The organism is Myroides sp. LJL115 (genome assembly GCF_054871665.1).
Genome location: NZ_JBTXLS010000059.1, coordinates 1 through 15,689, shown reverse-complemented (window position 1 = coordinate 15,689; position 15,689 = coordinate 1). Strand labels below are relative to the sequence as shown.

At 33.5% G+C, this 15,689-nt stretch carries 10 protein-coding genes and 1 tRNA gene; 8 read left to right on the top strand and 3 right to left on the bottom strand.

Features of this window, described 5'->3' with window-relative positions:
• Window positions 1-311 precede the first annotated feature (311 nt).
• Both ACYSNX_RS11930 and ACYSNX_RS11925 read left to right on the top strand, forming a co-directional pair.
• Window positions 312-560: an Arm DNA-binding domain-containing protein gene (locus ACYSNX_RS11930; RefSeq protein ID WP_461754897.1), complete on the top strand. Its 249-nt coding sequence runs from the start codon at window positions 312-314 to the stop codon at window positions 558-560.
• Window positions 561-1,085: 525 nt separating this feature from the next.
• On the top strand, window positions 1,086-1,616 hold the full coding sequence (locus tag ACYSNX_RS11925; RefSeq protein WP_461754896.1) for a GNAT family N-acetyltransferase: 531 nt from the start codon (window positions 1,086-1,088) through the stop codon (window positions 1,614-1,616).
• A 47-nt stretch (window positions 1,617-1,663) separates the two neighbouring features.
• Here the strand turns inward: ACYSNX_RS11925 and ACYSNX_RS11920 are convergent, their stop codons facing one another.
• The 3 genes from ACYSNX_RS11920 to ACYSNX_RS11910 are packed head-to-tail and all read right to left on the bottom strand — an operon-like array spanning window position 1,664 to window position 7,143.
• On the bottom strand, window positions 1,664-3,478 hold the full coding sequence (locus ACYSNX_RS11920; RefSeq protein ID WP_461754895.1) for a hypothetical protein: 1,815 nt from the start codon (window positions 3,476-3,478) through the stop codon (window positions 1,664-1,666).
• 22 nt (window positions 3,479-3,500) lie between these two features.
• On the bottom strand, window positions 3,501-5,321 hold the full coding sequence (locus tag ACYSNX_RS11915) for a hypothetical protein (RefSeq protein ID WP_461754894.1): 1,821 nt from the start codon (window positions 5,319-5,321) through the stop codon (window positions 3,501-3,503).
• A gap of 4 nt (window positions 5,322-5,325) precedes the next feature.
• A complete protein-coding gene (locus ACYSNX_RS11910) occupies window positions 5,326-7,143 on the bottom strand; it encodes a hypothetical protein (protein ID WP_461754893.1) in 1,818 nt (605 codons plus the stop codon).
• A gap of 1,283 nt (window positions 7,144-8,426) precedes the next feature.
• On the opposite strand from ACYSNX_RS11910, the gene thrA reads away from it, so the two are divergent.
• The 6 genes from thrA to ACYSNX_RS11880 all read left to right on the top strand — a co-directional run bounded on the left by thrA (window position 8,427) and on the right by ACYSNX_RS11880 (window position 15,346).
• Window positions 8,427-10,874: a bifunctional aspartate kinase/homoserine dehydrogenase I gene (gene thrA / locus ACYSNX_RS11905; protein WP_461754892.1), complete on the top strand. Its 2,448-nt coding sequence runs from the start codon at window positions 8,427-8,429 to the stop codon at window positions 10,872-10,874.
• 2 nt (window positions 10,875-10,876) lie between these two features.
• Window positions 10,877-11,800 carry a homoserine kinase gene (locus tag ACYSNX_RS11900; protein WP_461754891.1) on the top strand — a complete coding sequence of 308 codons (924 nt, stop codon included), beginning with the start codon at window positions 10,877-10,879 and terminating at the stop codon, window positions 11,798-11,800.
• On the top strand, window positions 11,797-13,086 hold the full coding sequence (thrC, locus tag ACYSNX_RS11895; RefSeq protein ID WP_461754890.1) for a threonine synthase: 1,290 nt from the start codon (window positions 11,797-11,799) through the stop codon (window positions 13,084-13,086). The genes ACYSNX_RS11900 and thrC overlap by 4 nt, the downstream gene beginning before the upstream one ends.
• 351 nt (window positions 13,087-13,437) lie before the next feature.
• The gene (locus ACYSNX_RS11890) at window positions 13,438-14,076 is read left to right on the top strand and encodes a hypothetical protein (RefSeq protein WP_461754889.1); all 639 of its coding nucleotides are present in this window, start codon (window positions 13,438-13,440) and stop codon (window positions 14,074-14,076) included.
• Between the two features lie 2 nt (window positions 14,077-14,078).
• Entirely contained in the window at window positions 14,079-14,936 is an 858-nt protein-coding gene (locus ACYSNX_RS11885; RefSeq protein WP_461754888.1) for a hypothetical protein, read from the top strand.
• Between the two features lie 325 nt (window positions 14,937-15,261).
• Window positions 15,262-15,346 (top strand) — tRNA-Ser (locus ACYSNX_RS11880).
• The last annotated feature ends 343 nt before the right edge of the window (window positions 15,347-15,689 follow it).

The window sequence follows — 15,689 nt, the reverse complement described above, 5'->3', positions numbered from 1 at the left end:
CTACTTTAGTAATATTGAAATGCTCTACCAAGTACTCTGGTAGGATTAATTTTAGTAATTCTTTGCTGTCCATCATAACACAAAGATATTATTTTATCTTTTCCTCCCCAAGTTTTGTACCTGATCCTCAAAAGTGCACCTAAAATTATTCGGATTCGGTGCACAAAAAAAGGCACTCAAGTGATGCGCATCTTTTAACTTAGCAAACCCAGACGTCAAAGGGTGCCAGAGAGTTTTATACTGTGATTTTAGGTGTTTTAATTCGACATTTATTCATAGTTAAAAACAGTTGAATTAGCTTAGAAAAACAGTTGTCAATTAATCCCTTTCTTAAATCCAATAGAGAGAAAAGTGATTTAAGAGGTGTTTATCTTAGAATCACAGTAGATGGTGTTGGCAAAGAGACTTCTCTTAGTTATAAATGGGATATCAAAAGATGGAACCAAAAAGCAGGTCGTGCTAATGGCCCTAAAGAAGATGCTAAAACACTAAACTACATCTTAGATACAATCATATCTAAGATTACCAACTACAAAGTAGAACTCTTAAGCAATAAATAGCCTATTACTACTTTTGTGCTTATCGATTATATCCAAGGCAAAGAAACTAGTAAGGCAAAAGTTTTAGAAGAATTCCAAAAGCATAACGATGAAATCTTTAAACTCGTATCTTAAAGAATACGCTATTGGAACGCATGAAAGATACGTAACAGTAAGATCGCATGTCGCTGATTATATACATTATGTATATGGTAAAGAAGATAAAGTGTTTAGGTTTATTGGTTGAAGATAAATCAACAAAACCATTTAAATATACTTTACAAAATAGAAAGGCAATATCTGAGTTTATCAAATAAATTTTAATTTGGTATTAAACTCTATTAGACACAGCCAATATATGTTTCTTATTTAAATATGTTATATATGGGAGATAACACAGTTCGTGTTACACTCCCTTTTAAGAACATTACAAAAGTTAAAGTACAATTTATCAACTAAAATTGACTGGTAATCCTTTTCAACTAAGTTGCTTAAACTCTATATTTTTTTGCAAGTAAAGAAGTATCTTTGTGAAAATTAAAACACATGAATTGTACCATAGAAAAATGCACTCCAAAAGAGTATAGTCAAGTGTATCACTTAATCCAGCAAGCCTTCGAAAAAGAGGTAATGAGTGATCATAAAGAACAATTTTTGGTAGAAAGACTAATCAATAGTAAAGATCATATACCCGAGCTTTCTTTAATTGCTAGAAAAGACAATGAGATTCTTGGATATATCCTATTGTCAAAGATAAAGGTTAATAGTTCAAATAATAGCTTTGAAGCTTTAGCTCTAGCCCCTGTAGCTGTATTGCCAAAATACCAAGCCTTAGGAGTAGGTAAAGCTCTTATAGAGGCAGCTCATCAAAAGGCCAAGGAGATGGGTTTTTCCTGTATTATTCTACTTGGTCATGAAAACTACTACCCTAGATTTGGATACCAATTATGTCATTTACATAATATTAGCCTACCATTTGATGTACCTAAAGAAAATTGTATGGTGATAGAACTACAACCTAATACTTTAAAAGACATTAGTGGAGTGGTCGAGTATCCCATAGAGTTTATGTTATAAAAAATAAGAGTCCCCTACCAAAGTAAGGGACTCTTGTCTTTAAAATACTATTTATTAATTCCATTTTTTTCAGACTCCTCTATAGCCCATTGGATCAGATTGGCTAAGAAAGCAGAGTTATAGACTTCAAATTTAACATCATGACCAAAATTGCTTTGAGAAATTGGACGATTTTGAGCATCTAATGCAAATGCCTGAGTTACGCCACCCTGTGGACTTGAAATAAAGTCTTCTTGTCCAATCCAGAATAAATTATACTGTTTATTTAGATACATGCTCATATATGCCGGTAAATTAGATTCTGGTGCTGAGTTACCTTGATCTTGACTTGGATCTTGATCCTCTGGAGGTGTCGGTGGATCTGGTACTGGTGCAACATATACAGACTCATCCACTTGTGTGGAAAAATTATAAAAATCTGGCAATTCTGCTATTAGTAGTTTAGTAAGGTCTCCTTGAGTTCCCCAATGTTTTGAAGCAAGTTTTGCAAATTTTCCATTTAGTGGAGTGATAGCGTAATTTGGAAAACTGTATACACTAGAATTCTGTGCAGCACTTACAGCAGGCGTTAAGTTTGAAAAGCTAGTTAATCTTGAAGTCAAGTTAACTAAAAAATCTCTCTCATTAGTTATATAAATAACCACTCCATTATCAAATAAATATTGAGTAATAGCATCTAGATTTGCAGGAGTATTTGGCACATTTCCATGGATAAAAACAATATCCGGTGGATTATTTGCTTTTGATAAATTACCAGTAAAATCATAATTACCATTACCATTTACTATCTCCCAACCTTCAAACTTAACTGTACTAGAGCTTAAAAGACCAAAGTTGTTCTCAGAAGTTAACAATAAATGCCCTAAGGAGGAAGTATTAGTGATGTTATTAGCCTTTGAGCTATCTCCATAGAGAAGAATTTTCTTCTTTAATTTAGCCACTGTCACCTCAAAGGAACAAGTTTTCGCTTGTGATGTACTATTAGAACTAAGCACTAAAGCAATGTCTTGGGGCTTATTGGGTCTTCCCTTACCTTGTAGAGTAATCAACTGTCTAGATTGAGTTAAGGTTCCACTACCACTAAAGTTTATTCCTCCAATGGTTGTAGTTGAAAACTCATACACCCCACCTATAGCACTACTTTGCACATCAATATAAAACTCAATGGTGTGACTAGCATCTAATAGTTGATCTACTTGGTACAAGCCATTTACCTTTATTGAGCCACAATCCATCGCAAAATCAGAGGTGATACTTCCATCTAACACTGTCAAACTTATAGAACAAGTAGGTATTTGTGGGGTTCCATTAGTAAAAATCTCCAACTCATCTACTTTTGCTGTGGTAGGTATACCAGATCCAGGTAAACGAAGTTTTATTGTACCAGTTGTTATAAATTCTCCTTTTAGAGCATAATAATATCCATTTTCATTCTTTGGACGTATACCTATATCATAAACTCCAGGGGTAGTTACCTCCACAACTACATCAATGTAATGGGAATCATCTAAAGAGTTAGCACTTTTATAGTTTCCATTAATTTGTATACTATTACAGTTGACTTGAAAAATAGCTCTTGAATTATAACCACATACACTTTGCCATTGGTTTAAACTCCAACTATAATAATTAATACATTTTTCATCTGTATTATAAATGATTAATCCCTCATTAATTGGCTTAACATCAATGTCAATTGCGTCTCTTTGAGCAGTGGTTAATCGGGGTATTAAGATACCTTTATTAGAAGAATCCACCTGCAAAGCAACATTTTCCAATACATTAGTTGTATTTATTCCCGTTTGCGAGAAGCTATTTGTAAAAAACAAAAAAGCAACAATTATATATAGAATTCTATTCATATTTTCTTTTTTTTTCAAAATCTTAAAACTTACCTATAGAACTATTAATTCCATTTACTTCTGACTGATAAATAGCCCATGCAATCGCGTTTGCCGTAAAAATAGAATTATGCACATCGAATTTAGTAGACCCATTTCCATAGGCAGTATCTTTAATAGGATAATTATTACTATCTAATTCAAAAGGACAAATTGTAGCAGAATGTGCCACTCTATTAGAGTTAAACCCTCCATCTCCTACCCAAATGAAATTATAGCTCTTATGGCGAAACGCGGTAGCACCAACTCTTCCTAAAGTGGTAGATTCAGTATTCCTACTATAATTAAAACTACCTGAATAAATCTCAAAATCACTTTGAGGAAGGTTAGGAATAACAACCGTTACAGAGGCATCCTCCCCCCAGTACTTCCCTCGTATATCACCAAAAGGTCCATTTAAAATATCATCATTTGTAGAAGTAAAACGATAGACCGTTCCAGCTCCTCCTCCAGAGTTTGTCTTCAGGGTTTGATCCCCAGTTAAAGCGCGAATAAATCTTTCCATACCGCCTGTTGATTCTGTGTAGGAGAGTAATACTCCCCCTCTTTTAATATACTCGGCCAATACAGCAGCTTCTGCCTCATTCATCGAATAACTAAAACCTAGAATTACAATATCAAAAGGAGTAGAACTTAAAAGAGCATCTGTTAGATTCCTTTCTGATACTTGCAAAGGCTCCCAACCCACTATCTCTTTCCATCCTTCAAAATATACTACACTATTGTCAAGTGTACCATAATTTCTTGGCTCGGTAATTAGCTTATTACTCGCAGCTGTACCTGAAAAATTATAGCCAAAACTATCTCTTCCCGTACCTATAGTCAATAACCTTTTTCCAGGTACAATCATTTTCAAATCAACCGCACAGGTCAAAGAAGTTTTCTGACTATTACTAGTTAAAGTAAAGCGTTTATTCTCCACTGAATAAGCAGTACCTTGTCCATAAAGGATTACCTCTTGAGTATATGAATTAATCACTCCACTTCCATGAAAAGAAATACCTTCAATCTCATCGGTATGTATCTCATACATAGCACCGATAGCCTCTGGTTCTACGTCTAAAGTAATCTTAATATAATTGGAGTTATTTAATGGTTGGTGAAGTTTATATGCTCCAAATACTTCTGCTGTATTACATACCATTCTGTACATAGGCAAAAGTTCCTTATCCACTACATTTACTTTAAAATTACACCCTGAACCACCTCCATTAGAAGTCTGTCCATTTAATAAGATCTCAAAGGTATCTTCTTGCCCAAGGATAGGTGTACCATATGCAGGTACTTCTATAGTAAACTTACCTGTATTTAAAAACTTACCACTAGTTTGGAAATAATAGCCATTCCCTGGACTAGAAGAAGCTACAATAGAATATCTTCCAGGCTTTTGCACCTCAACTTCTAAAGTAATAAAATGGTCCTTAAAAAGGCTTTCTTCTTGAGTATACACCCCACTTACTTGAATGTTATTACAATTAGTTACGGTAAATTCAGCATTTGCAGGTTGACCACAAACGCTTTGCCATTCCATACTACCAGCTATATAATAGTTAATACAAGACTCATCTAAATTAAAAATCATCATTCCATTATGCTCCAAAGTCATAGGTATTTGATCCCTTTGTGCTGTTGTTAAACGCGGCAATAAAAGCCCTTTGTTATTATCATGCGAATGTATTTGCAAAACTACATTCTCACTAACATTTTGCGTATGTATTCCCGTTTGTGCAAAACCTATAATTGGAAGTAATAAAAACAAAAATAGTGTTGTAATAAATTTATTTATAAGTTGCTTGATTTTCATATTTTTAGAATTTTCCTGAGTTAATACCATTAATTTCTGTTTGCTTCAATGCCCATGCAATTGCATTTGCTGTAAAAAAAGCATTATGAACAGGAACACGTCTGCTGCTTGATCCGCTACCATAAGTAGCTTTTACTGCTGGAGAATTGTTATTATTCAATACAAAAGGACAAATAATATTAGAGCTGTTTCCTTGCGAATGGGAATTAAATCCTCCATCTCCTACCCAAATAAAGTTTAGACTACGATGTCTAAAAGCAGTCACACCTTTACTGTAGCGATTATTCTGACTTTCTGTCTCTTGTGTATTGTATTGATTAGAATAAATAAATATTTCTGAAGTATCGATACCCACTGCAATATTGGTAATAGATGCATCTTCTCCCCAGTACTTCTCTCTTATGTCTGCAAATGGCCCTAAAAGAACTGGATCATTAAGTCCGCTAAATACATAAGTACCACCAGGTCCGGCGCCATTAACTACTCCAATATTTGTTTGTCCAAAGACATGTTTAAACAGCCATTTTGAACCTGTATTGGCCTGGGTAAAGGCCAATACTACCCCTCCTTGTCTCATATAATCCGCAAGCAAAACCGCATGGCCTTCACGCATTATCCAAGAATACCCAATAATTACAATATCAACTGGATTACTACCTGTTAACCATCCTCTAAGTGCAGCCTCCGTTGGATTATTACCTCCATTAATAATTTCATCCCATCCTTCAAAAGCTACCTTGCTATCGGCCTGGGTACCATAATTTATCTGACTTGTTATAAGTTTATTACTAGCAGCATTTCCAGCGAAATTATAACCAAAACCACTTGCACTTGCCCCTATACTCAATAGTCTTTTCTTTGGGATAGTCATAACCACCTCAACTCTACATGTTGCATTAGAAGTTTGACTATTACTCTTTAAAGTAATTATTTTATTAGTAGAACTAGTTGGAATCCCACTTGCATATAATCTAACGCGCATAGTAGTAGATGTAATTTTGCCAGTACCAAAAAAGCTTATCCCATCTACTGTGTCGGAGGTAATTTCATAGGTAGCTCCTATTACATTGTTAACCGAAGCATCTACCTCTAAGGAGATCTCTATATAATTGGAAGCAGTAGTAGGTCTATTATAGTAATATAAGCCGTGAACAGTTGCTTGAGCGCACAGCATTTTAAAAGCCGGTTTTTTACTCGAATCCACAACCTCTACATTAAAAGTTACCCCAGGCGCAGCCCCATTGTTAGCCTTACCATTATTATATATGGTAAATTTATCCAAGTTAGTTTCTCCTGTAGGATTAATTGGCGTTCCTTGGGCTGGCATTTGTATATTAAAAACACCTGTTGTTGGAAAATCTCCTTGTATTAAGTATGAATAACCATTATCCTGATCACTGATTGCCAATAATTCATAAGAGCCTGGTTTATCTACTTGGACTTTAAATTGTACAAAATGGCTATTATCCAAACTAATTTTGGACCTATAAAGCCCATAAACCGTAACAGGTTCTAATATGGTAAATTCACTAAATCCCAGTTCACCACAAACACTCTTCCAACTTTTACTGTCTTTGTTCCAAAAATTAAGACATCCTTGATCTATATTAAAAATAGTAAGACCGTCTTCGGTTTGTTCATTTACAATAACGCTATCTCTTTGTGCAGTAGTTAGCCGAGGAATTAACACCCCTTGGTTACTTTGGAGAGATTCAATATGTAAAGCAGCAAAAGGATTAACATTAACCGTATTAATCCCTGACTGACTAAATCCCATTAAAGAACAAAACATTAACAAAAATAAAATAATTCTCTTTTCCATAATTTATGTCACTATATATAAAACAACTTCTAAAACATTCTCCTCCATAATGTGGCGGAGAAATAAAACATAGTATTTATTTACTATAAACAATTCACTAAAAAACATCGCACTTCTAAACAACATTGAAAATATACGTAATTTAACATAAATAAAACATTTTATATTAAAAAATTTGTAAAATTAACATTTCGCTCAAGCTAAATAAATACCAGTAAAGTGTTTTTCAGCAAACAATCTATTACTATAGAATAAAAAACACCACCCCCTGAAATAAAAAGGGAACACGATTCAACTCTCCAACCTACACGATTCTTTTTCCTATTATTAAGGGTCTAGATGGAAAGACAAAACCAAATAACATCACTTTTTTGATAATAACACTACTGTAATTTCTTGAAAATATCCTCATCCTGCCGTGTATTCCTTGATAATTACCATTAACCCATAATGCTTATACAGGTGTATACAAAAACTTATAGGCTGTATTTAGACATAGAAAGAACATTACAATAGAGATTAAGCAACCTATAAATTTTCAAATTTCCCTTTAGACATTCATTGTTTAAAAAAACATATGATACTTTTAATAGGTAAGAGTATTTATTTATCTTTTAATAGAAAAAGTAAAAAGGACCACTGTCCTAAAATCAGGACTAAAAGACAAAGGTTTTCAGAGCTTGATCATAGAAATAGTTAATTTCAGAAAGAAGTAAAAGCAATTTAACTACTATAATATTCCTTTTAACTTAGACAAAAGGCTATCTATCTCTATGAAATTATTATCTCAAATAAGCGCATATCTGCAAATAATAAAACAAACCAAGGACATTAAGGCATTCTACTGCTTTTTTAAACTTAAAAAACCGCATTATTTTAAAAATAACTAATTAATTGAATATAAGTTAGTTACACTACTTTCCTACAGGATATAAAATTTAATTTTAAGAAAAATGTTAAAAAAACTTGTTTGTATTTAAAATTAGTTTCTATCTTCGCAGGACAATGAGAGCCAATAATTATTCATATAACCCATTTATGAACATCACTTCTAACAGTGATGCGGCTACTTATTTCTATAATGTTACAACTCTTTTTGTAACCACCTTTTCTTTGACAACTACATTGTCAACCACAACTACCACCACCCCGTAGTAGGGGGATTTTTTTACATATAGCCATATTATGTGGTCGTATACCTATACGCCTGCATTATTAATCTCTTACATGCTGAATGTGAGTAGATTACATCTTTACTTATACTCATTTAACAAAAAAACATCATGAAAGTTATAAAGTTTGGTGGCTCTTCGGTAGCCAATGCAAAAAATATAAAACGTTGTATAGACATTATTTTACAAATAGATAAACCAGTAGTTGTAGTGGTTTCCGCACTAAAAGGAGTGACAGATTTATTACAAATAGCCAGTATAAAAGCAAGTAATAAGGATAATTCTTACCTAGAAGACTTACAAAATATTACTCAAAAACACCTAGAAATAGTTAAAGAATTAATTCCGGTTAATCTTCAACCTAGTGTTATGAGTCACATCTTATGTGAGTTAAATAATCTAGAGGCAATTCTTCAAGGATGTTTTCTTTTGCAAGAATTATCCCCTAGAGTAGAAGATCTAATTTTATCCTATGGAGAAAACCTAAGCGCCTACTTAATCAACCAAGTATTGGTTGGATTGGATAAAGATAGTATCTGTTTAGATAGTGGGGATTTGATCAAAACAGATGCAAAATACTCCAATGCTAAAGTGGACTTTGAGAAATCAAATGCGCTTATTCTAAGATTTTTCTGCTCTCACTCCCATGCTATTTACTTAATGCCAGGGTTCTGCGCTAAATCCCATGAAAATCAAGTAACTACTTTAGGAAGAGGCGGTTCAGATTACACAGCAACTATCTTAGGTAGCGCTCTTATGGTAGAAAATGTAGAGATATACACAGATGTAAATGGCATTTATACTGCAAATCCCGCAATGGTAAAACAAGCCTCTATCTTACCACACATAAGCTTTGACCAAGCCATGGAGTTATCTCACTTTGGAGCCAAAGTTTTATACCCTAGTGCACTAATACCTCTTTTACATAAGAATATTCCTTTACTGGTCAAAAACACATTTGACCCTTATGGTAAAGCAAGTATTGTTAGCCAAGATAAGTCTTTAAATTGCAATGAAATAAGTGGGATTTCCAATATTGACAACTTAGCACTTTTGACTCTAGAGGGACCAGGAATGGTTGGAGTAGCTGGCATTTCCAAGCGCTTATTTGAGCAATTAAGTAAAGCGGATATCAACGTTATTTTTATCACTCAAGCCTCTTCAGAACACTCGATATGTTTTGCTATTTTACAAAAACATGCCTTAAAAGCTCAAGCTCTAATTAATGTAGAATTTGCTACAGAAATTAAAGAGAAAAAGGTAAAGCCACTACGCATAGAAAAAGACAAATCTATTGTTGCAATAGTAGGAAACCAAATTAAAGAAAACACAGGGGTAGCTGGTAGAATGTTTAGTGCTTTAGGTCGTAACAACATTAATATATGCGCTATTGCTCAAGGAGCTTCTCAGAATAATATTTCTGTGGTAATTGATCAAAAGGATGTCTTTCAATCTTTGAACATATTACACGAAGAATTCTTCGAGCAAGCTAGCGTGCAGCTGAATTTATTTGTGATGGGGCTTGGAAATGTAGGGTATGACTTTGTAGAACAAATCCTAAAACAACAGAACTATTTATTAGAGAATTTCAAAATAAATGTTCGCATTATAGGTTTAGCAAACTCTAAGAAAATGGCTTTTAATGTAGATGGATTCAACAAAGAAAACATAAAAAATCCATTTTCAGATGACCAAAAAATGGATCAGAAGCTCTTTATCGAGCGAATTAAATCCCTTAATCTTAGAAATAGCGTATTTGTAGATAATACAGCCAATCAAGAAGTTGCCCTTAGCTATCCGCAATTTTTAAAAAACAGCATTGCTATTGTTACCTGTAACAAAATAGCTAACTCCTTAGATATGGCCTATTATAAAGAACTAAAAGCTCTGTCTAAAAAACACAATGCTCCTTTTTTATATGAAACAAACGTTGGTGCAGGGTTACCTATTATAGATACTATCAAAAACCTGATTGCCTCTGGAGATAAAGTACTAAAAATTCAAGCAGTCTTAAGTGGAAGTTTGAACTTTATCTTCAATGAGTATAATGCAACAGAGTCTTTTGCCAAAGTAGTACAAAAGGCAAAAGATAACGGCTACACAGAGCCAAATCCATTTTTGGATTTAAGCGGAGTGGACATCCAAAGAAAAATAATGATTTTAATAAGAGAGGCCAATTATAGCATAGAACAACAGGATATAGCAATTGAAAGCTTTTTACCACAGAGTTGCTTACATACAAAAAGCGTAGAAGAATTCATACAGGCTTTAGAACAAGAGGAGCCTTACTTTAGAGACCTTTATTTAAAAGCCCAACAAAATAATGCTCGTTTAAAAGTAGTGGCCACTTTTGAAGAGCAAAAAGCAGTAATAAAACTAGAACAAGTAGCAATCCATGAGCCTTATTACAATCTAGAGGGGAAAGACAATATTATTCTATTGTCTACAAATAGGTATAACCCAGAGCCTTTAATTATAAAAGGTGCTGGAGCAGGAAAAGAAGTAACTGCATCAGGATTGTTTGCAGATGTAATAAGAATTGGAAACAAATTAGTGTAGAGATGGAACAAATAAAAATATTATGCCCCGCAACTGTGGCCAATTTATCGTGTGGTTTTGATGTATTAGGAACATGTTTAGACAATGTTGCAGATGTAATGCACGTGAAAAAAATAGCAGAGAAAAAAGTGGTCATTAAAGAGATTATTGGGGCTAACTTACCTCTTGATCCTCAAAGCAATGTAGCATCAGTGGCAGCTTTAGCCTTAATGGAACATTTACAACCTGATTTTGGAATAGAAATTACAATAGAGAAAAATATAAAGCCAGGTAGCGGTATAGGCTCAAGCGCTGCTTCTGCAGCCGGAGCAGTATATGCTTTAAATGCTCTATGTGGTTATCCCTTAGAAAAACAAGACTTAATTGCTTTTGCTATGAAGGGAGAGGCTTTAGCAAGTGGAGCTGAACATGCCGATAATGTATCTCCGGCTTTACTTGGAAATTTTACTTTAATTCAAAGTTATGACCCTTTAAAAGTAATAAGTATCCCTAGCCCAGAGGATTTATTCCTTGTGGTATTACATCCTTTAATAGAACTAAAAACAAAGGATTCAAGAGCTGTTATACATCAGCAAGTTTCTTTGAAAAAAGCTACTATACAATGTGGTAATCTAGCAGGGTTTGTAGCAGGATTATACACAAAGGATTACGAGTTAATTAAAAGCTCATTAAAAGATGAATTTGTGGAACACAAACGCTCTATGCTTATCCCGTTTTATGACTTAATCAAAGAAAAAGCCCTTGAAAATGGCGCTTTAGGAGCAGGTATATCTGGAGCGGGTCCATCTATATATGCCCTGTGTAAGTCACAAGAAACAGCCCAAAAAGTAGCCGAGTCCATGCAAAACATTGCCCGTGAAAAACAACTAGATTTTAATTTACACCTATCCCCTATTAACCAACAAGGAATAAAAGAATTACCATGAAATACTATAGCCTAAACAATCCAGATATTCAAGCAAGCTTTAAAGAGGCAGTCCTTTTAGGACTTGCTAAAGATAAAGGACTTTTCTTTCCTCAAAGCATACCTTCTTTGGATAAAGACTTTATAGATAATATTGAACAATACTCCAATGAACAGATAGCCCTAAAGGTAATACAACCTTTTGTAGGAAAAGACATTGACCAAGATACTCTTGAGCAAATCGTTGCACAAACATTAAGCTTTCCACTACCTGTAAAACCAGTGGATCCAAAGTGTCATACACTAGAGTTATTTCATGGTCCTACCCTAGCCTTTAAAGATGTTGGCGCTGGATTTATGTCTAGATGTTTAAAGCATTTTGTGAAAGACTCCAAACAGAAAATACGCGTTTTAGTAGCTACTTCAGGAGATACAGGTGGAGCAATTGCTCATGGATTCTATAAACAAAAAGGTGTAGAGGTAATTATTTTATACCCAAAAGCAAAAGTAAGTGACTTACAAGAAAAACAATTGACAACACTAGGGCATAATATTACAGCCCTAGAGGTAGAAGGTGATTTTGATTTATGTCAGACTATGGTTAAAAAGGCTTTTTTAGATCCTGAGTTTCAGGATCTAAATTTAACTTCAGCAAACTCTATTAATATATCTAGATGGCTAAGTCAAATGTTTTATTACTTTATTATGTATAAGGAGTTAAAACAGGTAAACAAGCCCTTAGTGGTTAGTGTTCCTAGTGGAAATTTCGGGAATATATGCGCTGGGTTATTAGCAAAAAAAATGGGCTTACCTATAGATCATTTTGTTGCTAGCACAAATGCCAATAACACAATTACTCGTTATTTAGAAGATGGGCAGTATAAACCTAACCCTACACAACCTACCATTTCCAATGCCATGGATGTTAGTGACCCAAGTAACTGGATTAGAGTAATGGAATTATTTGAAAAACAAGACATAGAAGTAAAAAGCTCTGTAAGTGCTTATAGTTTTAGTGATCTACAAACAAAACAAAAAATAAAAGAACACTATCAAAAAACAGGTCAAATATTAGACCCACATTCTGCAGTTGCTTTTCTAGGTCTAGAGAAGTTCCAAAAATCTAACAAAGACTATCATGGAGTCTTTTTACAAACAGCACATCCAATTAAGTTTGATAATGTAATTAATGAATGTTTAAACATAGAGGTAGAAATCCCACAGGAACTTCAGAAATTATACGAAAACCCAAAAATTGCCACACCAATTAGCAGTTATCAAGATTTAAAGGATATCTTATTAAAATAGAAAAGGTGATAGAAAACAACCATAACAATACCCTAGTAGGAAAAATTGACCCTAGTAGGGTATTGTTTTATAGGTCTCCTTACTATAGTTTTAGTATTAATTAGGCAACTAACAAGAAATTTTTGTATCTATAACCTACAAAAAAAAGCTATATTAGTGGTAATTTAATACAATACACTTCTTAAGTAGGACTTTAAAAACATGGCTTAGCTTGTTTGTTTCCTCTACCGAGTTGTGTAATATATAAGAACCTACGTACACCTAATGAATCAAAGCAACAGTCCCTATTTATTTACTTACCACTTAATAAAGCTACCCTTTTTTCAGGCTTTAAAAAACGTCTTTTTTCCATTGAATAAATCTAAAATAGATGGACTAATTCATTCACAAACTATGACTGCTATGCAGCTAGGATCCAGTGTGTTTTCTGCAACAAGATTATTTTCAACAAATCTTGTGGTGTTTGCCCAATGGCAAGATGAAACTTCGTTCACTAACTTCCTACAATCTCATGCATTTGGTAAAAAACTATCCAAATCTTGGTATATAAAACTAAAATTTATTAGACAATGGGGTGCAATTTCAAACTTTGTTATTCCACAAACAACTACGGAAACAACTACGGATAATCAACCAGTGGTTGCCATTACTCTAGCTAGGATGAAATATAGAGAAATACCTAGATTTTTACGTTGGGGCAGACCTGTAGAAAAACTAGTACGTGATCATTATGCTACTACTTTGTCTTTAGCATCTATACGTTATCCTAACCTAATCTCCACTTTTTCGATCTGGAACTCACAAAAAGAAATGTTACAAATGGTTCATGGACATTCCAAAGTAGATAAACCTAAAGACCATGCAAAGGCAATGAAAGAGAGAGATCGAAAAGATTTCCATTTTGAATTCACTACGCTTCGATTTTCACCTATTTCAGAACATGGGGTATGGAAAGATAAAAAAGATTACCTACCCAAGAGAACTATCTAATTATGAATTTAGCCTACCGCTTACAAAACCTCCAAGATGTACTTACACAACAATGGGTAATTTCTACAGGTCGTAGATACAATGCTTTGCAAGACAACTGGCTAAATGGTCCTTTTGGAGAATTAAATGGCATAGGGGAAGAATTTATCCACCAATTAGCAAAGAAAGAACAATTATCCATTAATAGAAATGTAACCTCCTTAGGTCTGTTTAGCACAATTAAGCAATTGAACTTAAAGCAAGAACAGTTAGAAAATTTATCCAAAAAAGTAATTGATTTTTATGAACAAACCTCCAAGTTTGATATTTCATTAGAAGTTAAATGGAATCCTTTTTTTAGATTTTTCGGTTTAATAGTTAATCGCCTTTTCAGCAAAAGAATTGATCAACTTAATATTCCATTACAAAATAATGATCAAGAAAAACTAAGTAGCGAAATCATTCAATTAATAGACTTAAAAACCAAAGAAATTAAATATACTATTTGGCTAAGAAAAAAAATAAATAGTGGCCAAGTTATCTATTCAGGAATATATACAACTTGCATATTGCCTGGCAAAAAGACCTGTATCAAAGCAGTATTTCCCCTACCAATGGGAAATGCAACTGTACTTCTTAAACCAAGTGTAGGACAAAATAAAGAGTTAATCTTAGATTGTTCAGGCAAAAGATATGGTGATCCTGGGTTTTACTTCCTAGTAAAGGATTCCAAAAATAATAATTGGGTAAATTTTGTACGCTCCTTTACAGACATTTTAATAATTCAAGAAAAATATGGCAGTCTATTAGCAAAGCAAACCCTTAGACTCTGGAGTTTAAAAGTGGTTAGCATAACTTATATAATAAACCCAAAACAATAAATAAGCCTTACTCCTATTTAAAAAAATATCTATTGAAATCATAAACTATAATTGTACGCTTCTACTATAACATAATTCGAATTATAGTTATTAAAGCTCTTTACTATATGCTTATCTCTGCTAAAAATTTGGCTGTGGCTACCTTTAAAATGGTTTAGTAGGTAAATCCAAAAAAATAATTACTAAACACACACACCATTAATAAACACATAATAAAGCACTTATAAAAAAGACGTAGATAATTATTTATTTTTACGTTCAAAACCTTGCAAAGCCCAGTATTTGCAACTATATTTGCACTCAGTTAGACCAAAGGAATAACCTTGGAGAAATGGCAGAGTGGTCGATTGCGGTAGTCTTGAAAACTATTGACTGTAACAGGTCCGGGGGTTCGAATCCCTCTTTCTCCGCAATAAACACTGATACTTAATCAGTTAAAGCATAAACACCCAATTTTACACCCAAAAATGTAAAGTTGGGTTTTTTTATGGAGTTTATTTTGGTAAATTAGTATACGTCTTAAAAACTAAATTGGACACCAATATCAAAACAAAATACAATATAACACACCATATAGATATAACGGATCTCTATACACAGATAAAAAACAATAACCTGAAGTTTTAGAGGGCACTGAAAAAGTCCCTTTTTAAAATAGAAGCTTAAAGTAAAGAGGTAAACTATTAAAAGCAATCGCTTTTATAGTTTACCTCTTTCTGTTTATATTTACCTGTTTTTTAAAATTCACAGGTT